The 18,006-nt window shown below is 63.4% G+C and carries 22 protein-coding genes; 8 read left to right on the top strand and 14 right to left on the bottom strand.

The genetic code is table 11. The annotated features are described in order from the left end of the window. Window positions 1-122: 122 nt before the first annotated feature. From LVD10_RS04535 to LVD10_RS04525, 3 genes are read right to left on the bottom strand one after another with little or no spacing between them, the layout of a single operon-like run. Entirely contained in the window at window positions 123-500 is a 378-nt protein-coding gene (locus LVD10_RS04535) for an RNA-binding S4 domain-containing protein (protein WP_232940064.1), read from the bottom strand. Between the two features lie 7 nt (window positions 501-507). Then, on the bottom strand, window positions 508-1,161 hold the full coding sequence (gene yrfG, locus LVD10_RS04530) for a GMP/IMP nucleotidase (protein WP_232940062.1): 654 nt from the start codon (window positions 1,159-1,161) through the stop codon (window positions 508-510). A gap of 51 nt (window positions 1,162-1,212) precedes the next feature. Then, the gene (locus tag LVD10_RS04525) at window positions 1,213-1,938 is read right to left on the bottom strand and encodes a lysoplasmalogenase (RefSeq protein ID WP_237062043.1); all 726 of its coding nucleotides are present in this window, start codon (window positions 1,936-1,938) and stop codon (window positions 1,213-1,215) included. Window positions 1,939-2,071: 133 nt separating this feature from the next. Between LVD10_RS04525 and cysK the strand changes: the two genes are divergently transcribed. The 5 genes from cysK to LVD10_RS04500 all read left to right on the top strand — a co-directional run bounded on the left by cysK (window position 2,072) and on the right by LVD10_RS04500 (window position 5,277). Further along, complete coding sequence (cysK, locus tag LVD10_RS04520; protein WP_232940058.1) at window positions 2,072-2,989, top strand: cysteine synthase A; 918 nt, start codon at window positions 2,072-2,074, stop codon at window positions 2,987-2,989. An 82-nt stretch (window positions 2,990-3,071) separates the two neighbouring features. Then, complete coding sequence (gene cysQ / locus LVD10_RS04515) at window positions 3,072-3,923, top strand: 3'(2'),5'-bisphosphate nucleotidase CysQ (protein WP_369413272.1); 852 nt, start codon at window positions 3,072-3,074, stop codon at window positions 3,921-3,923. Window positions 3,924-4,027: 104 nt separating this feature from the next. Then, window positions 4,028-4,234: a hypothetical protein gene (locus tag LVD10_RS04510; RefSeq protein WP_232940056.1), complete on the top strand. Its 207-nt coding sequence runs from the start codon at window positions 4,028-4,030 to the stop codon at window positions 4,232-4,234. A gap of 118 nt (window positions 4,235-4,352) precedes the next feature. After that, window positions 4,353-4,634, top strand: coding sequence for a type II toxin-antitoxin system HicB family antitoxin (locus LVD10_RS04505; RefSeq protein WP_232940055.1), 282 nt, complete (start codon window positions 4,353-4,355; stop codon window positions 4,632-4,634). Between the two features lie 70 nt (window positions 4,635-4,704). Beyond that, window positions 4,705-5,277 (top strand): outer membrane beta-barrel protein, encoded by a 573-nt coding sequence (locus LVD10_RS04500; protein ID WP_232940054.1) that lies wholly within the window; start codon window positions 4,705-4,707, stop codon window positions 5,275-5,277. A gap of 135 nt (window positions 5,278-5,412) precedes the next feature. On the opposite strand, the gene LVD10_RS18030 is transcribed toward LVD10_RS04500, so the two are convergent. Genes LVD10_RS18030 through LVD10_RS04465 form a run of 7 tightly spaced genes read right to left on the bottom strand, consistent with a single transcriptional unit; the run spans window position 5,413 to window position 12,978 of the window. Next, on the bottom strand, window positions 5,413-6,765 hold the full coding sequence (locus LVD10_RS18030; protein WP_232940053.1) for a DUF58 domain-containing protein: 1,353 nt from the start codon (window positions 6,763-6,765) through the stop codon (window positions 5,413-5,415). Further along, entirely contained in the window at window positions 6,762-7,778 is a 1,017-nt protein-coding gene (locus tag LVD10_RS04490; RefSeq protein WP_237062041.1) for an AAA family ATPase, read from the bottom strand. The genes LVD10_RS18030 and LVD10_RS04490 overlap by 4 nt, the downstream gene beginning before the upstream one ends. Next, window positions 7,775-9,022, bottom strand: coding sequence for a DUF4350 domain-containing protein (locus tag LVD10_RS04485; RefSeq protein ID WP_232940051.1), 1,248 nt, complete (start codon window positions 9,020-9,022; stop codon window positions 7,775-7,777). The genes LVD10_RS04490 and LVD10_RS04485 overlap by 4 nt, the downstream gene beginning before the upstream one ends. After that, complete coding sequence (locus tag LVD10_RS04480; RefSeq protein WP_232940050.1) at window positions 9,012-10,559, bottom strand: DUF4129 domain-containing protein; 1,548 nt, start codon at window positions 10,557-10,559, stop codon at window positions 9,012-9,014. The genes LVD10_RS04485 and LVD10_RS04480 overlap by 11 nt, the downstream gene beginning before the upstream one ends. Further along, window positions 10,549-11,508, bottom strand: a complete 960-nt coding sequence (locus LVD10_RS04475) for a stage II sporulation protein M (RefSeq protein WP_232940049.1) — start codon at window positions 11,506-11,508, stop codon at window positions 10,549-10,551. The genes LVD10_RS04480 and LVD10_RS04475 overlap by 11 nt, the downstream gene beginning before the upstream one ends. 1 nt (window position 11,509) lies before the next feature. Beyond that, window positions 11,510-12,196, bottom strand: coding sequence for an RDD family protein (locus LVD10_RS04470; RefSeq protein ID WP_232940048.1), 687 nt, complete (start codon window positions 12,194-12,196; stop codon window positions 11,510-11,512). A gap of 23 nt (window positions 12,197-12,219) precedes the next feature. Beyond that, window positions 12,220-12,978, bottom strand: coding sequence for a DUF975 family protein (locus LVD10_RS04465; RefSeq protein WP_232940047.1), 759 nt, complete (start codon window positions 12,976-12,978; stop codon window positions 12,220-12,222). Between the two features lie 275 nt (window positions 12,979-13,253). Between LVD10_RS04465 and LVD10_RS04460 the strand changes: the two genes are divergently transcribed. From LVD10_RS04460 to LVD10_RS04450, 3 genes are all read left to right on the top strand, one after another. Then, on the top strand, window positions 13,254-13,853 hold the full coding sequence (locus LVD10_RS04460) for a DUF2939 domain-containing protein (protein ID WP_232940046.1): 600 nt from the start codon (window positions 13,254-13,256) through the stop codon (window positions 13,851-13,853). Continuing rightward, window positions 13,840-14,217, top strand: a complete 378-nt coding sequence (locus LVD10_RS04455; protein WP_232940045.1) for a DUF2237 family protein — start codon at window positions 13,840-13,842, stop codon at window positions 14,215-14,217. Before LVD10_RS04460 ends, LVD10_RS04455 begins: the two co-directional genes overlap by 14 nt. A 150-nt stretch (window positions 14,218-14,367) precedes the next feature. After that, complete coding sequence (locus tag LVD10_RS04450) at window positions 14,368-15,219, top strand: carbon-nitrogen hydrolase family protein (protein ID WP_232940044.1); 852 nt, start codon at window positions 14,368-14,370, stop codon at window positions 15,217-15,219. 27 nt (window positions 15,220-15,246) lie between these two features. On the opposite strand, the gene LVD10_RS04445 is transcribed toward LVD10_RS04450, so the two are convergent. Genes LVD10_RS04445 through LVD10_RS04430 form a run of 4 tightly spaced genes read right to left on the bottom strand, consistent with a single transcriptional unit; the run spans window position 15,247 to window position 17,971 of the window. Next, the gene (locus tag LVD10_RS04445; RefSeq protein WP_232940043.1) at window positions 15,247-16,236 is read right to left on the bottom strand and encodes an AgmX/PglI C-terminal domain-containing protein; all 990 of its coding nucleotides are present in this window, start codon (window positions 16,234-16,236) and stop codon (window positions 15,247-15,249) included. Next, complete coding sequence (locus LVD10_RS04440; RefSeq protein ID WP_232940042.1) at window positions 16,233-16,775, bottom strand: ExbD/TolR family protein; 543 nt, start codon at window positions 16,773-16,775, stop codon at window positions 16,233-16,235. The genes LVD10_RS04445 and LVD10_RS04440 overlap by 4 nt, the downstream gene beginning before the upstream one ends. A 1-nt stretch (window position 16,776) precedes the next feature. Beyond that, a complete protein-coding gene (locus LVD10_RS04435; protein WP_370636822.1) occupies window positions 16,777-17,292 on the bottom strand; it encodes an ExbD/TolR family protein in 516 nt (171 codons plus the stop codon). 13 nt (window positions 17,293-17,305) lie between these two features. Continuing rightward, complete coding sequence (locus LVD10_RS04430; RefSeq protein ID WP_232940040.1) at window positions 17,306-17,971, bottom strand: MotA/TolQ/ExbB proton channel family protein; 666 nt, start codon at window positions 17,969-17,971, stop codon at window positions 17,306-17,308. Between the last annotated feature and the right edge of the window lie 35 nt (window positions 17,972-18,006).

Raw genomic sequence — 18,006 nt, 5'->3', positions numbered from 1 at the left:
CAGTAGTTGCCCGGGCGCCCGGCCCGGCCCGGTGTCGGCCAGCAGGCCGGAATTATTGGACAGCGGTGTCCGGCATTGTTCGCCACCTGTGGGGGCAATGGCGTTTTGTTCGTTGCCCGGGGTCAGTCCTGCTCGCGCAGGAAGCGGTGAATCTGACGGCGCTGCTTCTTGTTCGGGCGCTCGCTGCGAATACCGGTATTGGCGACCTTGCGCTCCGCTGCCTCGCGTTCCCGCCTGGCCTGGCTGGCCTCGGTCTCGCGGTAGAGCTCGCGGGCGACCTCCGCGCCGCGCCGCTGGTCCGACAGCGCCAGCACCTCCACTTCCAGCTGGTCCCAGCCCTGGCGCAGGGTCAGGGTGGCGCCGGTGGTGATCTCCTTGCTGGCCTTGATGCGCTGGCCGTCCACCTGCACCTTGCCGCCCTCGATCATCTGCTTGGCGAGGCTGCGGGTCTTGTAGAAGCGCGCGGCCCAGAGCCACTTGTCGATACGTACTTTATCCATGGGGGGATTACAGCGGGACAATCTCGTCAAAATGGTGAATGGCGGGGAAATCGGTGATATCCCGGAGCGGGCCGCGGCTGTCCGGCTGGCGGATGCACAGCAGGTGGCCAATACCGAAATCCCGGGCGGCGGTGAGCACCTGCTCGTTATCGTCGACGAACAGGGTGCGATCGGGATCGAACTCGATATGCTTCGACAGGGCCTCCCAGAAAAAGGGGCTCTCCTTGGCGTGCTTCAGCTCGTGCGAGGTAATGATGCCGTCCATCCAGCGATCGATACCGGTGATCTCCAGCTTGCGCACCAGGCCGTCCGGGTGGGCGTTGGTGACCAGCAGGACATGCTTTTCCATGCGTCGCAACGCATCCAGGAAGGCAGGCGTGTGCGGGCGCAGGGCGACGCGGTCCTCGATTTCCCGGAGCACCGCGGGGATATCCATATTCAGTTCCCGCGACCAGAAGTTCAGGCAGTACCACTCCAGGGTGCCGCGACGGGCGTCAATCTGGCCGACCAGCCGCTGTTCGGCCTGCTGCAGGGTCAATCCGTGGGTCTGCGCATAGCGCTGGGGCAGGTGGGTCAACCAGAAGTGGTTGTCGTAGTGCAAGTCGAGCAGGGTGCCGTCCATGTCCAGCATCACCGTGTCGACGTCGTGCCAGTCCAGCATGCGGTCGGTAAACCTCTCTGATCGAAGGCATGGTCCCCCTATTATGCCCGATTATTGCCGCGCCCGCCCGCCCGGGCTGGCGCGTCGGATACCCACCAGCAGGGACAGCTGGGCAGCGTAATAGGTGACCATAATCAGTGTGCCGGCCATGGGGATGGTGACCACGAAGCGGTTGAGGCCGATCAGGGCGTCGGATGCCATGAACGTCACCGCGCCACAGAACAGCAGCGCCGAGTTGCCGCGATGGGCCGCGGCGGCCAGGGCCATGGCGAGGATCGCCAGCAGGTAGGCAGTGACCGGACCGGCCAGGGACCCTGCGGCCGGGAGCAGCAGCCGGGCCAGCAGGAAGGCGGCAGCCAGCACCGGCAGGCCGCGCAACAGGAAGCGCCAGGAACGGAAATCGGCGTGGCGCAGGAACAGGCAGGCATAGGTCAGCTGGGCCAGCAGGAAGGCGCCCAGGCCGAAGACAAACTGCTGCGGGAAGTCGAGCGCCAGCAGGATGTCCCCCAGGGCGGAAAAGCCCAGCGCGGTGGCCGCCAGGACCCGGGTGGCGCCGTGCAGCCAGCGGCTCGAAAGCCACAGCAGCAACAGGATGGGGGCGGCCTTCACCAGCGGCAGCAGCAGCCCGCTGCCGGCACCCTGCCAGCCGGAGGCGTCCACTAGCATGTAGGCGGCGGCGCCAACCAGGAACGCGGCGATGGGAATGCCGCCGTCGGCGACAGGGCGGTGGTGCCCGGATCTGGCACTGGAGTCAGCTGTAGCGGTGGTGGCGGTCATGGCATTGTCCCGGCTTTTCGTGTTTTCTTGTTTACCGTGGGGCGTATGATGACGCCGACCGCCGCTATCCGGCAAGGTCACGCCCGGCGGGACATCAATCAACAGGCAAATCCAGGAAGGGAGAGCGTAATCGATGAAGGCTGAGAATATTCTCGAGACAATCGGCGATACCCCGCATGTGCGGCTCAACCGGTTATTCCGCGACGATATCGAAGTGTGGATGAAAGTGGAGCGCTTCAATCCCGGCAGCAGCATCAAGGACCGCATCGCCCTGGCGATGATCGAGGATGCCGAGCGCAGCGGTGCGCTGAAGCCCGGTGGCGTGATCATCGAGCCCACCTCCGGCAATACCGGGATCGGCCTCGCCATGGTGGCGGCCGTGCGCGGCTACCGGTTGATCCTCACGATGCCGGAGTCGATGTCGCTGGAACGCCGTCGCATCATGAAGGCCATGGGCGCAGAACTGGTGCTGACGCCGAAAGAGACCGGCATGCCCGGTGCCATCGCGAAGGCCGAGGAGCTGCTGGAGCAGCATGCCAACAGCTGGATGCCGCAGCAGTTCCGCAATCCCGCCAATGTGCAGGTGCACCGCGACACCAGTGCCAGGGAGATCCTCGCCGATTTCCCCGAGGGGCTCGATTACATGATCACCGGGGTGGGCACCGGCGGGCATATCACCGGCTGTTCCGAGGTGCTCAAGGAGCATTTCCCGAAGATGCAGACCTTCGCCGTGGAGCCGGAGAAGTCACCGGTAATCAGCGGCGGCGAAAAGGGCCCCCACCGCCTGCAGGGTATTGGTGCGGGATTCGTGCCGGAAATCCTCAACCGGGAAACCCTCGACGGTACCATCCAGGTTTCCGAGGAGGACAGCTTTGAGATGGCGCGCCAGTGCGCAGCACGGGAAGGCATTTTCGTCGGCATCTCCTCCGGTGCAACCCTGGCCGCAGTGAAGCAGCGGCAGGCGGAGTTCGCCCCCGGCAGCCGGGTGCTGGTGTTCAGTTATGACACCGGCGAGCGCTATCTTTCCATTGATGACCTGTTCCCCGCCTGACGGCGGCCGCGCCAGCGATCCCCGGGTTATCAGCGCTGGCGGCAACCGCGTATAATGCCGCCATCGCTAACAAGGGGGACCTATGGGTACAGAGCTGGACAAGAAACAACTGCTCGAGCAGGTGATTGGAATCTGCGAGCGCGCGGGCGAGGCCATCCTCGAGGTATATAACAGCAGCGCCGAGCTGGAGATTGACACCAAGGCGGATGATTCCCCCGTCACCGCCGCGGACCTGGCCGCTCACAAGGTCCTCGAGCCGGCACTGGCCGGACTGGTGGAAGGCGTACCGGTACTGTCCGAGGAGCAGGAAATGCCCTCCTTCGACGAGCGCCGCAGCTGGCAGCGTTACTGGATCGTCGACCCGCTGGACGGCACCAAGGAATTTATCCGCCGCAACGGCGAATTCACCGTCAATGTGGCCCTGATCGAGGACGGCGAGCCGGTGCTGGGGGTGGTTTACGTGCCGGTACTGAACATCACCTACGCCGGTTGCAGGGACGCCGGAGGCAAAGGCGTCGCCTTCAAGCGCACTGCCGACGGCGAGCAGCCGATCCGTGTGCGTTCCGTGCGCGAGCGCCTGGATGCGGGCCAGCCGGTGGAGCTGGTGGCCAGCCGCAGTCACGGCGCCGGTGCTGTGGACAAGTTGCTGGAGCGGATCGAGGGCGAGCTGGGCAAGACCGGTCTCAAGAACATGGGCAGTTCCCTGAAACTGTGCCTGGTGGCCGAGGGCGCCGCCGACCTCTACCCGCGCCTGGCACCCACCTGTGAGTGGGATACCGCCGCGGCCCAGGCAGTGGTGGAGGCTGCCGGGGGCACGGTGGTGGATGACCGGTTCGAATTGTTGCGCTACAACCGCAAGGACTCCCTCCTCAACCCGTTTTTTTACGTAATCGGCGATGACAGTTTCGACTGGCGCCGCCTGCTCTCTGACTGAGTGACCCTGGACTAAGCTTTACGGTGCTGTGCCATCCGCCGGTACAGCACCGTAAAAGCACCTGCGGGCTGTCCGCTGCCCGCACAGGAATTGTGTCCGGAGTCATGTCCAGTCAAAACAGCCACTATTTCAACCTCCCCGAACCCGAGATCCGCCGCCTGCGCCAGCAGTTGGAAGAGGAAATCGCCTGGCTGGACCGCCAGATGGAGGCGGCCCGGGGGGATGGCGAGGAGCTGGACCTCACCCTGGTGCAGACTTACAAGGAAATGATTTTTTCCCGCCGCGCCCTGCTCGGCCGTATCCCCCGCTGACGGCCCCTCCTGTTCCCCCGCCGCGGCCTGCCGGCCGGTTTGACTGTGGCGCCAAAGCAGCACAAAAGTTTCAATCGGGTCTACGCTTGGTGAGTTAAAGCCATAAAGAGTCAGCCCGATGCGCTATCCGGTAGTGATCCACAATATCGAGTATGCCGGCTTCGGTGCCATTGCGCCGGACCTGCCCCACTGCCACTGCCACGCGGAAACACTCGACGACATCCTGCAGAAAATGGCCGAAACCATCCTGCAGCGAGTCGAGGAACTGGGTGCCGCGGGTAGCGCCCCGCCACCGCCCAGCGAGCTGGAAAAGCTGCGCGGCAACCCGGCTTTCAGTGGCGGCATATGGGCCATCATCGATGTGGCACACGAGCAGTCCTCACCGAAGACACAGCCCTGAACCGGTTACCGGAGCATGTGATTACCCACGTGATTAGCAAGGAAGCTTGTCAGTACCAAGGAAGGATGTAATGAGAAAGGTTGTTTTCGCGATTGCGTTGCTGTTTTCCACGGCCAGCCTGGCAGTGGAGTGGAATAATCCGATCGCCGGTATCTGTGCCGGTGAATACCAGGTAGTGGGCACAGTCGGTCTTGGCGCGGGCGAGCTGCAGGTGAACAAAGACCAGGATGGTTTCGGCTATGCCAGCATCGGCATTACCCCCACGGTGGGGGTGTGGCAGACAGAGCTGCGCTATTCCAATTTTGACGATGGCGGTGTCTCCGCCGATACCTACGGCCTGAATTTCAAGGTCGACTTCAGTTTTGACTGTGATGTGCAGTGCCTGTACTGGATGGCCGGCTGGACATACGGTGAATTCGACGTCGACACCATCGACAGCCGCGGGCTTACCATCCTGGTGGAAGAAGACGGTAGTGACGACTACTGGCACACCGGTGTGGGTTATCGCTACCGCTGGACGCGGGATTTCGATACCTCGGTGGAGTACATGTACAACGACGTTGGCACGGTGGCGGGGTTTGACCTGGGCCACCTGCGTTCACTGACCCTCAACTTCAGCTATCGGTTTTTCGGGCCGCAGTAAGCAGCCCGCCCGCACGGATAAGTTGCGGCGTTTTCCCGCGCCGCAGCCGGTCACTCGCCCGCTCTGCCGGCAATCATCAGGGACCCGGCCGGGCCCGCTCAGATCCCGTTCCCCCGACGGCAGTGGTGTCGCGCCTCACAACTTGCCGCTACGCTTGAGTCGCCAGTAATTTTCCACCAGTGACAGGTGCATATTTTCGGGGCGCGCGTCGGCAACGATAATATTGCGTGCCCGCAGGTGTTGCAGCAGCCCCTGGCGGCGGCGGGCCAGGTCTGTCGCCGACAGGTATTCGAGTGCGGCCGGGAACTGTGCAGCCGGGGTCTCCCGGAGGTCATCCAGGGCCTCCTCGCGCAGGCTCGCCACCATCACCAGGTGCCGGCGCGCAAGCAGTTCCACGGCGTCCAGCAGCTCATCGCTGTCCTCATCGCGCAGGTTCGTGACCAGTATTACCAGCGAGCGCTTCTGGTGGTTTTCCATCAGGTCGCGGGCGGCGGTGGTGTAATCGCTGTGCGCCGTACTGGAGTGAAGGTCGTAAACATGGTTTAGCAGCACGTTGATGCTGTCTTCGCCGCGAATCGGGGATAGCTGCACCGTGGGGCCCGCGCCGGTGGCGAAGGTCTGCAGGCCCACCGCGTCCCCCTGGCGGATGGCTACATACGCCGACAGCAGCAGCGCATTCAGTGCGTGGTCGAAGTGACTGTAGCGACCGTCCCGGGCGCGCATCCGTCGACCGCAATCAAGCAGGTAGATGATGTCCTGGTCGCGTTCATCCTGGTACTCGCGGCTGATCAGTTTGCTCAGCCGGGCACTGGCCCGCCAGTCCACCTGGCGCTGGCTGTCTCCGCGGCGATATTCACGTAACTGGTGGAAATCCATGCCCTCGCCACGGCGCTGCTGCTGGTTCAATCCCAGCAGGCGCAGGCTCTGTTCGGCGGACAGGGCCTGCAGTGAAGATACGCCAAGGAAATTCGGGTAGACGCGGATCCCATCTGGCCCCGCCAGGCGCACCTTTCTCTGCCAGAGTCCCCGGGGAGAACTTACCAGTGCTTCAACCTGCCCGAACCGGGCGAGGCCACGATTCTCCGGTGTCACTGCGTATTCCAGGGTGGAAACCTGGCCCGGCTGCAGCTCGACCGTGCGGGGCAAATCGGCGACGGCCAGCTGCGGCGGCACCTGGTCGCATACCTCCAGCCGCAGGCGGTGGCTGCCCTCGTTGCGTAACTCCAGGTTAACGACGCTGCGCACGCCCAGTGCCAGGTTGGAGGCCAGCTGGCGGTCTGCTGACAGGCCATTGAGGCGGAAAACAGCCAGGCCATCCAGCGCCATCGTTGCCAGCAGCAAGGCTCCCGCGCCCCACCACATCAGTGACAGTGCGGGCAGTGCATGCGGGAACCAGATTCGCGCGACGGTGACTGCCAGTGCCGCTGCACACCAGGCCGCAGCCAGCCGGACCAGGGTACCGTCCGGCCGTATGGGCGGGAGCTTCACAGGCGGGGAGCCTCCACCGTTTCAACAATCCGGGCCAGTACCGCGTCCGGGTCCTGGCCGTCGATCTCCATATCCGGTGAAAGCCCGACGCGGTGGCGCATCACCGGAATGGCCATGGACTTCACATCATCAGGCAGTACAAAAGTGCGTCCAGCCAGCAGCGCCCGGGCCCTGGCTGCCTGCAGCAGCCCGATGCTGGCACGGGGGCCGGCGCCCCGGCGCAGCTGTGCATTCTCCCGGGTGGCGCGCACGAGGCGGACGGCGTAGTCCACAACTTTCTGGTCCATCTCAAGCTGGGGCACCAGGGCCTGTAGCGCCTGCAGCCCGGCAAGGTCCATCAACGGCTGCTGGTTGTCCAGCAGGTCCCGCTCGATCTGCCCGCTACTGGCGGCGGCGGCCAGCTGTACCTCGGCTTCCAGGGAGGGAAAATCGATCAGCACCTTCAGCAGGAAGCGATCCAGCTCTGCCTCCGGCAGGGGATAGGTGCCCTCCTGCTCGATGGGATTCTGTGTGGCGAGCACCATGAACGGGCGCGGCACCGGCAGCGCCTCGCCATCAATGGTGACCTGGCACTCCTGCATCACCTCCAGTAGCGCCGCCTGTGTCTTGGCCGGTGCCCGGTTGATTTCATCGGCAAGCAGCAGGTTGGTAAACACGGGCCCGCGGCGCACCTCGAAGCGGCTTTCTCCCATATGGAAAATTGAATGCCCGGTAACATCCGCCGGCATCAGGTCCGGGGTGAACTGGATGCGGCGGAAGTCGCCGTCAAAACATTTTGCCAGGGCCCGCACCAGCAGGGTCTTGCCGAGGCCGGGAACCCCTTCCAGTAACAGGTGGCCGGAAGCCAGCAGTCCCACCAGCACCTGGTCGACCACCGCCCGCTGCCCCACCAGGACCCGGTTGACGGTGTCGCGCAGGGCACTGGCGCGTTCAATGGCAAGGTCCCAGTCCCGGCTGGTGACGCCGGGCTGGCTGGTGGCTGCCGGCCTGGTGGGGACGGTGGATTCACTCATAGGGTTGCCTCAATTATTTGCAGACTGCGGATATGCCGGGTAAAGGTTTCCTCGTCGCGGGGCGGCTCGCCCCACAGGCAGAGGGCGACAGCGGACGGTGCCAGCCCGGTGGCCTCGGCCAGTCGCGCGGACATGCTGCGCCGCAGTGCGGGGCTGTCCGGCGCTGCGCACAGCTGTCGTAAAATGCGCGCGCGATAGTCGCGCAGCAATTGGCCGCACTGGTCCTCGTACCAGTAGTAGTAACCACTGGCGGCGATGTGCTCGCGCAGCGAGCGACGAGCCGTATCGGGTATTGGTTGGCGCAGGCCGAAGCGGCTGGCACGGTGCAATAGCCAGAGTATCAGTGCCAGGGCTCCGGCGAGGAAAAACTCGGAAAGGTAGCGGGCGACCAGGGAGCCGGGGGAATCGAAGCGGGGGCGCGACATCAGCACGAACTCACTGTCGCCGGCGAGCTGGTATAGAAGCCAGGCGTGGTCAAACTGGCCGATACGCTGGGAGAGCCACAGCGTGTCGTCGGCGAGCAAAGTAATCCGGCCCTCACCACGGGAGAACTGTATCAACGGGACGCCCTCGGGCTGGCTCTCCAGGGTCGCCCGGAATAGCGGCCCGCCGGGTGCCAGCCCCTGGTCCTGGACATCCGCGTGTTGCAGCATCAGCGCCGGATTAAAAAACACACGGAAGTCGCCATCACCCATATCCAGGGTGCTTACATATTTGGGATCGATCTCGGGCTGGCAAGGGTCTCCCTCGATCTCCAGCAATTGCGCCAGCGCGCGATTCAGCTCGCACTTGTCCCCACCCCCGGGACGGGAGTAGAGCGGCAGCAGGTACTCCTGGATAGCATCCAGCTCTCCCTCCACAATGGTGACCCCCAGGGATTCCAGCAGCGGGTCGCCGGCATCGAGCTCGCTCTGCCGTGCCACCACAATCGCATGGCCGCCACGCCTGACCCACTGCATGAACATGCGCAGTTGGTTTTCGTTGTAGAGATAACTGGAGCTGCCCAGGAAAAGCGTGTCACCCGGTCGCAATCCGCCGATGGCATCAATGTTATCTTCCCTCCGGAACGTCAGCCCGGTGCTTTCCAGGAAACGCTGCGCGGCCAGGAATGGATGGCGATGGGCTTCCTGGCTCCAGCCTATATCGCGCTCCTCGGTGTAGCGCTCGAAAAAAATAACAAAGAGGGTGACCGCGGCAGCCAGTGCCAGTGCAAAACCGCCGTAGAGGAAGTGACTAGACTTCATTGTCGAATATCTCCCGCCAGCGCAAGCAGTGCTGCTGCACGCGCTGCTCATCAGGCAGGCGGTGTGCGTAGGCGAGCAATTGCCAGTCGTTTGTCAGCTGCCACATGAACTCCACCAGCGGGCTGCCGGCTTCGCCGCGGCCGACCGTCTGTTCCACCACGGTTGCGCATTCGTGCTCTGTGTACTGGTCGCCGAACGCCAATCCGTAGCGGTTGATGAGGTGCGAAAGTGTGGCTCGATACAGCAGTCCCAGGGCAGCCCGGGCATTGCCCTTCTGCCATTGCTCCATTACCACGCCGCAGATATCGTCCGGCAGGTTCTCGCGGGAGACATCCAGGCCGAACAGCACCTCCGGGGTATCTGCCGCCGGTTTTGGTGGCTGTTTGCGGAAGCTGAACTGCAGCCGGTGGCGATGGCGCCACAGCAGGTGAATGGAGAGTATGGCGAGCGCCAGCCACAACATCACCTCCACCAGGGTGGCAACAAGTGGGCCCCAGGAGTACTCCTTTTCTTCCTCCTCCATGCGCAGCAGGTCTGCCAGCCAGAAAATAAATTCCACCAGCCAGCCCGGCAATTGTTCATGCTGGGTTTCGCGGTCCTTCAGCCGCCAGCCACTCACTTCCTCCACCTGGTGAAAGTCACGCTGTTGCAGGACTTCTTCGATCCGTTCTGCGGCTTCCTCACGGGATTCAATGGATTCTGCCTGGGAAGGCTCCGGATACATTGTGGCCCCGGTCGCGAGGCACAGGGCGAGCAGGGCGGCACTGACACTCCGGGCCCGGGGTTGGCGCTGCTCGGCGCTTTGCCAACGCTCACGTAACTTGCGGAACTGGATTTCGATATCCCATCCCTCCAGCTCGATGCGCCGGCCAATATAGAGGCAGAAACCGGCGCTCACGTAAAAGGGGGCGATGGCGGCCATTGCCAGCAGGTACAGGCCGTTCCCCACCCACTGGGCAGCCAGCTCGTGCCCGTCAATGATTCCCGTCCAGTCCAGTTGCAGCTGTTGCGGCACCAAAAGGTAGAGGACAGCAATCGCGGCTAAAAACAGGATCATTTCCAGATGGACGGCGACCAGGGTGAGCCAGGTGGCCGTGCCGGCGTACTTGCGATGCAGCACGCGGATGCGCTTGCCGCGCCGGGCACCGGTGAGTCGTTCCAGCAGTGTTACCGGCAGGTCGAACGAGCGCGTGGGGCTCAGGCGGCGCCAGGTCAACCAGGGCAGCCAGTCGAGCCGGTTGAGGGACAGGACCTGGCCCAGCGCGTGGCGGGCAGTGACCGGCTCGGAGAACAGGGCCCTGCTGGCAATAAAGAGTGGCAACCGGTCGAAAGCCGGCTTCAGCCACCAGGCTATCAGCAGGCCCCAGCCCGGGGATTCGGGGATAAATACCAGGGCAAAGGTAAATGCTGCAGCTGCGGGCAGCAGCCAGGCCAGGAACATCGCGAACCAGTGGCGTCGTGCCAGCAGAATACCGAGGTCGGTGGACTCCCACGGGTTGCGCATGCGCGCCCGGATTGCCAGGCGATCAAGTTGCACGATGCTGCCCCCCGCGACCGGCAAAAGCCAGGTATGCCAGCACCAGGATCCAGAGTGCCGCACCAGTTGCCAGTTTCAGGCCCACCGGCAGCGACTGGCTGGATGACCAGAAGGCCTCCAGGAAAGCGGCAAGCACCAGCATCAGGAAGGTGCCGTACATGATTTGCATCGCCCTCGAAGCCGCCTTGCGCAGTGCCACCAGGCGTGGGTAGCCGCCCGGGTCGATCAGTGACTGTCCCAGGCACAGCCCGGCCGCACCTGCCAGGGCAATCGCGGTCAGCTCGAAAGCCCCGTGACCGATGACAAACGGATAGAAAGTGCCACCGAAGCCGAGGCGAGTGAGGTGGCCGGCAGTTGCGCCGATATAGACACCATTGAAGACCAGGATAAACACAGCGCCCACGCCGAAGATGATGCCAGCTGCAAAGGTGCGGAACGCAATGCCGATATTATTTTTGATATAGAAACCGAACATGTACAGGTCGGAATCTGATCCACGCTCCCTGCCTGTAACCCGGTTGGCGGGATCGTACATGGACTCGAACAGGCTCACCTGTTCGGGTTCCATCAGGGTATAAACCAGTGAATCGTTGAGGTAACAGCCGATGCCCAGTACAAGTGCGGGCAACAGGAACAGCGCCGTGGACAGGTACACCGCCCGCGCCTGGCTTCGTACCGCACGGGGGAAACCACCCAGCAGGTAGTCCACCCAGGCGCTGCGGCGAAGGGGGCGGCGACGGTAGATGCGTTGGTGGGCGGCCATCACCAGCCGGTTCAGTCGCTCCTGCAGGTCACTGGTGTAGTGGCGCTCGGAGGCCATGGCAAATTGCTGGCAGAGCTGGCGATAGCGGCCCGGCAGGTCCGCGACAGTCCCCCCATCAGTGCGCAGTGCCGCCTCCAGTTCCCGCCACCCGGATTCGTGGCGTTTTTCGAACTCCCTCTGCCTCATTTCAGCGAGCTCCCAGCAGCCACAGGCCGATGGCACGCAGGTACCTTAGCCCGGCGGGCCCCGACGCGTCAGTGACTGGCTGCAGTAGCTCGGCCAGTTCCTCCTGGCGCGCCTCGCTGATCTCGCGGTGGCGCTCGGTGAGGCTGATGATAGCGCGCTGGTCTTCTGCCTCCAGGTTCCGCGGCGGCACACACGGAGCCAGTTGTGGCAGGGCCTTGCGGTCTGCTTGCGGTTGGCGGTAGACCACTATTGTATCCGCCGCCATATCCCCCAGGCGCTGGAACTGCCGGGACAGGGTCATGGTGGTAAGCCCGGTGGCGTATGCCAGGGGCAGGAAGTCGGCGACACGTAGCAGGTTGCGCAGTAGTGAAGCGCTCCAGGAGACCGGGGTCAGGTTTGCATTGACCACCATCAGACCAAAAGCCTGTTTGCCCGGTGTCTGGCCGTGGCGCCAGAGCTCGAATACTACCGGGTAAAACCATTCCAGCAGGAAAGAGCCCAGCAGCCAGATGCCCCAGCCGGCAGTGTCCATGCCGGCCAGGTTAAGTCCCAGCCACAGGGCAATGGTAATGACAGTGCGGTAGAACAGGTCTACCGCATAGGCCAGCACCCGCGGCACCGGCCCCGCCACCTGTGCCTGCAGGTCTATGCCCTCGGGGGTCTCGATTGTGTAGCGGGTATCCAGCACGCAGTACCCCCCTCCCGTCCCGATCAGTCTTCGGCACCACCGAAAATATTGCGGTAGGCAATGCCGAGGGCCAGCAGGCCGGTGGGAACGGCCCAGATCAGGCCAATCATCAGCGCCAGTGCACCGGCGATATAAATCAGGGCACAGACGATGACCAGCCCGAAGAACGCAAACCAGTGCTTGGTAATTGCCTTGCGGGATGTTTCCAGCGCTTCCCACGGACCCAGGCCCTTGTCCACGATCAGCGGCAGGGCCAGCATGTAAGCAATGGAAAGGTAGATACCCGGCAATACCAGCAGCATAAATCCAATCAGGACCAGGACGGACATCAGCACACTGCAGATGGCAAGCGGTACAATCCTGTCAAAGTAGGAGTATACGGTGGAGCCGGAGACCTGCTCTTCGCGCGCGATCTTGACCACAATCATCATCAGGCCGGCGGTCAGTGGGGCAGTGACCGCGGTGATAACAAGCTGGTGCAACAGCGAGGGGCCGTTATAGATTGAGCTGTTCACGCCGACGGAGGTGCCCTCCAGGCTCCAGTTGTTGATGCCGGTGAAAAGCCCGGTGACGTAATCAATAATCACATACGCGACGATCAGCAGCAGGGTACCCAGCCAGATGGTGCGCTTCCTGCCACTGATCCGGCGCCATGCCTCACCGATAATCGCACCAATCGAAAGGCTGTAATCCCCCGCCAGCCCTTTCTCCAGTGATCCGTATTCGCCGCCATTCTCCCCGGTTGTGAGTTCTGATTCCGGGGCCTGGTAAATATCACTCATGTCATACTCCATTGATCTGTATTTTTATTTTGCGTCCAGTGAGGGGAGTCGACGTCGAGTCATTCCGACCTGCCTGCACTGCTGCGGGTACCCGGATCAGGTTGCCGTAGGCCGGGTACAGATGTGCAAATATCTCACACAGCCGGTGAGCGAACAATCACGCGCCATTACAATGCGGCTGTAGCAACAACCGGCCCGTCTGCTAATAGGGCCCGTGCAGTGGTGGTCTCCTTTCGCTAATATCTGCGCCAACAGTTACCGACTGGAGAGAGCCAGTGAGAAAATGGTTGATGCTGGCAATGCTGTTGCTGGCTGCCGCTTATGTGGGCATGCCGTGGTACGCCGCCAGTCAGGTTGCCGCCACCGCACATAGTGAGGATATGGATCGTTTCCGGGGTTATGTCGACCTTCCCGCGGTCCGTACCAACCTGAAGCGCCACCTGCAACAGAGCCTGCGCGGCTCCATGGGCGAGGACATGCCCCGGGACCTCAGCGACTTCCTGAGCGCCGGCGCCAACCTGTTCCTGGGACCCTTGCTGGAGGGATTGGTAACCGGCGAGTCTCTGGCTGCCCTGTTGCGCGGTGGTGATGCGCTCTGGCAGTTTGAGCGCGAACTTTACCCGCCACAGCCCGGGCGCGAGTTGTCCCCGGCCGGTAGCGACGATAAAACCGATGAGGATGCCGGATACCTGCAGCTGCGCCGCTGGGGGTTCACGGGTATTAACCACATCGCCGCCGACTACGGCGCCAGCGATAAAACCGAGCTGCGCCTGATCCTGGAGCGCCAGGGCCTGCACTGGCGGGTGGTTGAACTGAGATTCCCGGAGATGGAAGAAAAAGAGCAAGACAGGGGAGAGAACGATGAAAATGGATGAACCGATCAACGTCTTTGGCGACCCCCTGCTGGCCTGTGGCATGGAACCGCTGACGGGCTTTTTCCGCGATGGGCACTGCAATACCTGCGCCGAGGACCTGGGGTCGCACACCGTGTGCGTGGCTGTCACGGAGGAGTTCCTGGAATTCTCCCGCAGCCGGGGCAATGACCTCAGCACTCCACAGAAGGAGTTCGGCTTTCCCGGCCTGGCCCCGGGGGACCGCTGGTGCCTGTGTGCCGCCCGCTGGCTGGAGGCGCAGAAAGAGGGCATGGCCCCGCGGGTATACCTGCAGCGCACCCATATCAAGGCTCTGGAAGTGGTTCCGCTGACAGTGCTGCGCGAGTACGCCGCGGACCTTAACTGAGCCGGGCTATGGTGCCAGCGAAAACCGGCGCGGCTGCCAGTTCAGCCCCGCCGGTTTTTTTGTGCGCTGCGCTGCCGCCGTTGGCATCCACCCCGGCCAGGGCATAAGCTGCTGGGCAGAGAGCAACAACGCGAGCGGAGACAAATTGTCATGCGAGACCTGCGAATTGCCGCCATCCAGATAAGCAGCGGTGCCTCGGTGGCCGCCAACCTGGCGCGGGCCGGGGAGCTGGTCCGGGCAGCGGCGGCCGGAGGGGCGAAAATGGTGCTGTTGCCGGAATATTTTGCCCACCTGGCCGATGGCGGCAGTGCGGCAGTGGCAGAGACCTTCGCCAGCGCGGAGGCAGACCCCGAACGCCAGCCGGTCCAGGCGGCGCTGCAGCGCTGGGCGCGGGAAAACCGCCTGTGGCTGGTAGCCGGTGCCATGCCCCTGAACCAGCGGCCGGACGGCAGTGCCGTTGACGCGGGCCGGGTGCGCTCCGCCTGCCTGGTCTATGACGACCGTGGCCAGTGCCGGGCGCGCTACGACAAGGTGCACCTGTTCGATGTGGAGGTGGAGGATGCGGCGCGCAGTTACCGTGAGTCCGCCGGTATCGAGGCCGGCGACTCGCTGCAGGTGGTGGAGACCCCCTGGGGCCGCCTGGGGCTGAGTATCTGTTTTGACCTGCGCTTTCCCGAACTCTACCGCGAACTCGCCGCCCGCGGCGCCGAAATCCTGCTGGTGCCGTCGGCCTTCACCCATGTCACCGGCAGTGCCCACTGGTTGACCCTGCTGCGGGCCCGGGCGATCGAGAACGGCTGCTTCGTGGTTGCCGCCGACCAGTGCGGGCAGCACTCACCGAGGCGGCGGACCTGGGGGCACTCGGTGATACTGGACCCCTGGGGCGATGTGCTGGCCGAGGCCGGCGAGGAGGAAACCGTGCTGGCCGCCGACCTGCACGGCAAGCGCCTGGCGGAGATCCGCCGGCGCATGCCGCTGCTCGATATGCGCCGCTTACCCTGACCGCCGGGGCTGGTCCGGCGCAGGGCTTTAGGAAGGCAGGAAATCGATGGAGTAATTGAGGGTCGCCCGCTCCACATTGGCCGCGCCGAAGTTGATCAAGCGGATTCGCGCCAGCAGCTTGCGTTCCAGCGCCGGTGCATTGAGCTCGCTGCCCACCAGCTTTATATCCGAAACACTGCCATTGGGCTCGATCACCAGTTGCACGGTAACCTTGCCCTGCAGCGTGGGGTCGCGGCGCAGGGCGCGGTTGTAGATGGCGAATATCGCCCCCTTGTTATTCTCCATGACACTGCGGATGGCGTCCTCCGGGCGCACCGAGGTCTCGCGCCGGGTTTCCCGCGCGGATGCCCGGGCGGCGTTGCTGGCCTGGGCGCTTGCGACGCGGGTCGCCTGCCGCTGTGCCAGTTCGGCACCGCCGGTATCACGACTCAGGTTGCTGTCACTGACGCCGCCGCTGCGGGTCTGCGCCCGGTTCGCAATTACCGCCCGGTCGACCTGCTGGGCGCTGCTCGCCGCGGCCCCGCTCGCGGTTGCCTTGCGGGAAACCTCTGCCACATCGACCGTGTCGCGCATTGCCGCCAGGTCGTCCTGCATCTGCAAGAGGCCGCTGTTGGCGGCTTTCTCCCGCGCCATCTGCACCTTTGCCGGAGCCGGCTTCGGCCTGGTTTGCGGTTCTGGCTCCGGCCGGGGCTCGGGTTTCGGTTTGGGCTTTTCCGCCTTTGCCTCAGGTGGCTTTTCCCGTTTCGGTTCGGGGGCCGGTTTGGGTGGCGGTGGCTTGGGCTTCGACTTCTCTTCCAGGATCACCCGCGCCAGCTGTGGCGGAACCCGCTCGGCCTGCTCGCGGGTCAGCTCGGGCACCGGTACCAGGCTGATGACCACGCCGAGTACACACAGGGCGCCCAGGCCCCACTTCAGCAGGCGCCGGAAACGTGCATCTTCAGCCGCGGCGGAAGTCCAGGGCAGCTCAGTTTCCTGTAACTGCCAGGGGGCCGGTCGGGAAAGGGTTGCGGCACTCATCTGGCTCCCGGCCCCCGCCCTGCAATTTCATCGCCAGCCGCCGCGTCGGGCGCGGCCTGGCTCACGGCGAAGGAAATATCCCGGTAATCCGCCGCCGCACAGGTGCGCATCACCTGTTTCAGCAGCTGGTATGGCAGTTCCTCGTCGCCCATGATGGTCACCGCGCGGCCAGTTTTTGCCTGCGCTTCTGACAGGGGCTCGGCGCGCTGGGCCAGGTACTGCAGTTCCTTGAGCAATGGTTCGATCTGCTCCGCGTCGCTGCTGATCTCACCAATACTGGCCACAGGCCGGTTGCCCACAAACAGCGTCTCGTTGTTGATGCGCACCACCGGGGTAAGCTCCGGTTTCTGCTTCGATGTGGACTCCGGCAGCTTGATGGTTTTGTCGCTCTGCAGCACCTCCACGTCCGAGGAATTCACCAGCAGGAAGAACACCAGGATGGTGAAAATGTCCATCAGCGATACCAGGTTGAGGCGTGACTGCTGTTTTTTCTGGCGCTCGCGGCGCTCCTGTAATTTTTTACCGACGTTCAGGTTCATATCACTGCCCCGCTGCCGTTGCCGTGGGTTCCGCTGCGTCACCCAGGGAAATCTGTGGGAACAGTTCCGCATCCACGACTGAAGTCGCGACCACGGCGCGATAGCTGCGCGCGGTATCCATGGCTTTTACCAGGGTGCGGTAGGGCGTATCCCGCTGGGACAGGATCAGGATGTCTTTCTTGTCCACAGACTTCTCCCGCAGCTGGCGCTTCACTTCCTGCAGGACATCGGACATGCGCTCGAAATCGGGTACGCCATCGACATGCTCGACCCGCTGTACCCGCACCCCGGCCGGGTAATTGATATCGATATGGCGATCGCGCAAAACCACCTCCAGCTGGCGGTTTTCCTCGCTCGCGGGATTACCGTCGCTGAGGCCCGGCAGGTTCAGCTTGAGGATGGCGATATGCGAGAACACCATATTCAACAGCAACACCGGCACCAGGATGACCATCAGGCTCATAAACGAGGTGATGTCCAGCTCCGGGTCGATGCCGCCGCGTCGGCGAATATTCAGTTTCAGCATGCCGTCAGCCTTTGGCTGCGCGTTGCTCAGCCGCCTGTGCGCGCCCCATGGTGAGCAGGTTGAGGAACTTCACCCCGGCCATCTGCAGGCTGTCGACGATTTCATTGGTCTTGTTTTGCAGCATGGAGTAGGCCAGCAACAGGGGTATCGCGGAAATCAGGCCAAAGGCCGTGGTGTTCATGGCCACGGAGATACTGGATGACAGCATCGAGGCCTTCTCGGACGGGTCCGCATTGGCTACCGCGGTAAAGGCGGCGATCAGGCCCATGATGGTGCCCAGCAGGCCCAGCAGGGTGGCGATGTTGGCCAGGGTGGCCAGGTAATTGGTGCGTTTTTCCAGGCGCGGTACCGCCTCGAGGATGCCCTCCTCGATTGCCAGGGCAATATTCTCATCGCGCTTTGCGTACTGCAGGGTGCCGATACCGGCGGCGGCAATCCGGCCCATGGCCGCCTTGTTGTCACGGGCCACCTGCAGCACGCCGTTGTAGTTACGCTGCTGTAGCAGCGGCAGCACCTGGCGATAGGCCTTGCGGTTGGCACTGCGGGCCAGTGACAGGAAGATCCAGCGCTCGATCACCATGATCAGGCCGATCACCAGTACCAGCGCTATGGGGTACATGAAGGGGCCGCCATTCTGGAAAAAACGCAACAGCGCCTGAGTGAATTCCATGTTGTTCTCCGGGGTTTTCGGTGGATAGCTGGGGC

The sequence above is a fragment of the Microbulbifer zhoushanensis genome, assembly GCF_021729055.1.
In the GTDB taxonomy this organism is placed as follows: domain Bacteria; phylum Pseudomonadota; class Gammaproteobacteria; order Pseudomonadales; family Cellvibrionaceae; genus Microbulbifer; species Microbulbifer zhoushanensis.
Note: the sequence above shows the minus strand (reverse complement) of the source record. Positions and strands in the feature narration are given on the sequence as shown.

Excerpts from the sequence above, each read along its gene's own strand:
- LVD10_RS04535 (WP_232940064.1), bottom strand. The coding sequence starts at position 500 with ATGGATAAAGTACGTATCGACAAGTGGCTCTGGGCCGCGCGCTTCTAC.
- yrfG (WP_232940062.1), bottom strand. The coding sequence starts at position 1,161 with ATGCTGGACTGGCACGACGTCGACACGGTGATGCTGGACATGGACGGC.
- LVD10_RS04525 (WP_237062043.1), bottom strand. The coding sequence starts at position 1,938 with ATGACCGCCACCACCGCTACAGCTGACTCCAGTGCCAGATCCGGGCAC.
- cysK (WP_232940058.1), top strand. The coding sequence starts at position 2,072 with ATGAAGGCTGAGAATATTCTCGAGACAATCGGCGATACCCCGCATGTG.
- cysQ (WP_369413272.1), top strand. The coding sequence starts at position 3,072 with ATGGGTACAGAGCTGGACAAGAAACAACTGCTCGAGCAGGTGATTGGA.
- LVD10_RS04510 (WP_232940056.1), top strand. The coding sequence starts at position 4,028 with ATGTCCAGTCAAAACAGCCACTATTTCAACCTCCCCGAACCCGAGATC.
- LVD10_RS04505 (WP_232940055.1), top strand. The coding sequence starts at position 4,353 with ATGCGCTATCCGGTAGTGATCCACAATATCGAGTATGCCGGCTTCGGT.
- LVD10_RS04500 (WP_232940054.1), top strand. The coding sequence starts at position 4,705 with ATGAGAAAGGTTGTTTTCGCGATTGCGTTGCTGTTTTCCACGGCCAGC.
- LVD10_RS04490 (WP_237062041.1), bottom strand. The coding sequence starts at position 7,778 with ATGAGTGAATCCACCGTCCCCACCAGGCCGGCAGCCACCAGCCAGCCC.
- LVD10_RS04485 (WP_232940051.1), bottom strand. The coding sequence starts at position 9,022 with ATGAAGTCTAGTCACTTCCTCTACGGCGGTTTTGCACTGGCACTGGCT.
- LVD10_RS04475 (WP_232940049.1), bottom strand. The coding sequence starts at position 11,508 with ATGAGGCAGAGGGAGTTCGAAAAACGCCACGAATCCGGGTGGCGGGAA.
- LVD10_RS04465 (WP_232940047.1), bottom strand. The coding sequence starts at position 12,978 with ATGAGTGATATTTACCAGGCCCCGGAATCAGAACTCACAACCGGGGAG.
- LVD10_RS04455 (WP_232940045.1), top strand. The coding sequence starts at position 13,840 with ATGAAAATGGATGAACCGATCAACGTCTTTGGCGACCCCCTGCTGGCC.
- LVD10_RS04450 (WP_232940044.1), top strand. The coding sequence starts at position 14,368 with ATGCGAGACCTGCGAATTGCCGCCATCCAGATAAGCAGCGGTGCCTCG.
- LVD10_RS04445 (WP_232940043.1), bottom strand. The coding sequence starts at position 16,236 with ATGAGTGCCGCAACCCTTTCCCGACCGGCCCCCTGGCAGTTACAGGAA.
- LVD10_RS04440 (WP_232940042.1), bottom strand. The coding sequence starts at position 16,775 with ATGAACCTGAACGTCGGTAAAAAATTACAGGAGCGCCGCGAGCGCCAG.
- LVD10_RS04430 (WP_232940040.1), bottom strand. The coding sequence starts at position 17,971 with ATGGAATTCACTCAGGCGCTGTTGCGTTTTTTCCAGAATGGCGGCCCC.